Source organism: Desulfofundulus sp. (assembly GCF_049701015.1).
In the GTDB taxonomy this organism is placed as follows: domain Bacteria; phylum Bacillota; class Desulfotomaculia; order Desulfotomaculales; family Desulfovirgulaceae; genus Desulfofundulus.
Window position 1 is genome coordinate 1 of the sequence record NZ_JBNATZ010000393.1, and the last position, 1556, is coordinate 1556.

The 1556-nt window shown below is 49.6% G+C and carries 2 protein-coding genes; both read right to left on the bottom strand.

Features of this window, described 5'->3' with window-relative positions; all coding sequences use genetic code 11:
* A partial coding sequence (locus ACPLUI_RS14765; RefSeq protein WP_424660998.1) for a LysM peptidoglycan-binding domain-containing protein occupies positions 1–346 on the bottom strand: 346 nt, incomplete at its 3' end.
* 374 nt (positions 347–720) lie between these two features.
* Complete coding sequence (locus tag ACPLUI_RS14770) at positions 721–1440, bottom strand: phosphatase PAP2 family protein (protein ID WP_424660999.1); 720 nt, start codon at positions 1438–1440, stop codon at positions 721–723.
* Positions 1441–1556: the final 116 nt, after the last annotated feature.

Here is a 1556-nt window from a genome sequence, read left to right on the forward strand (position 1 = left end):
TGTTGTTTGCTCTGACCAGCTCCTGCTCACTTACGCCAAACTGCCTGGCAATTCCGTCCAGGGTTTCCCCTTCAGCCACCTCATGTGCTACCGCTCCGGGAATAGTTAAGACCTGCCCGACCAGCAGCAAGTTTTGATCACTTAACTGGTTGGCCTTGCACAAAGTGGACTGGTCGACATTAAACCGGCCGGCGATGGTTAACAGACAATCCCCCGGTTTTACGGTATAAGTTGCAGCGGTTTGACCGCTACTGGCCGGACCGTTCCCGGAAGATAAATGATCACAGTAGGGAATGTCTTCCCGCACTGCCTCGTCCGGCGAAGCCAGGAGCGGCGTTCCGGACAAAAGCAAACTAAGGCACAAGACTATCATCAGCAAAGCGAACTTTTTAGGCACGTTTTCCTTACCCCATTATTATGTCGCCAAACAAACCGGACGTTCAACAACTTAAATAATTCCTGGAATTCCCTGAGTGATTGAACGCCGGGTCCATTTGGAATCGTGGAGTTTGGCAGCAGTTTTTCACCATGACTCCCCTTTTTATCTTGAGGAGGGGGTCAGGCGTTTATTAAATAACAATGTCCAGTAGAAAGCAATTTTATACATATGGGGATAGGCTTGGTATCCGCTATTCCAGGCCCCCAGAAGCCATATTTTGCGGTACATCGGTACTTCTTTCTACGAGAAGCAGGGCCACCGTTTCTTTCCTGGTGGCTTACCTAGATCCTTGGCGTCCTGGCTAACATCTTCATGCATTGTATGATTGTAATGCAGAGTGTTAGCCAGGTTCCGCCGACTGCGAAACCGGCCAGCACATCGCTGGGGTAATGCACGCCCAGGTAGATACGGCTAATACCGATGCAGAGGATGAGTAAGGCTAAAATGGTCATTGTTAACAGGCGCAGGCGTGACCTGTACAGGTGGATCCAGAGCAAGAAGGCAACAGCGCCGAAAAAGGCTATACCAACCGTAGAATGGCCGCTGGGGAAACTGTACCCTGAGGCATGTACCAGCTGGTCCACAGCTGGTCTGGGGCGACGAAAAACCGCTTTGAGGACTTCCTCTGAAAGCCAGCTTCCGGTAGTGGTAATATTGAGGAATAGTGGTTGCCACAGCGGCCGTTGCAGGACTACAAGGATAATGGTTATCCCAAGAGCCATCAGTGCTATTGAGTCGGCAGAACCTATGATGGTGAATCCCTTCATAATTGACGTCACCGGCAGGGTTCTGCAGTGACGAATCGAATTGGCAATTAGCCCGTCGAAGGTCGATAACTTATTATAAGCGAGATCTTCTGCCAGTTTAATAAAAAGCAGAGTTAAGAGGCCGGCGAGTAATAGTCCGGGTAGGAGACAGGGCCCCATTTCCTCCGGCATCCCGATTTTTCTGGCTGCTGCTGCCCACATGATTTTGAAGCGGAAGCTGCACTTTCTTTGCACAATTGACACCTCATCTATTCAAATTTTTTCATATATGGTTGTCAGTGGGGTAACCCGGATTCCTTGTCTCTTAATCGGACGCAAAAACTAGAGATTCCATTCACATTTCACGGCAA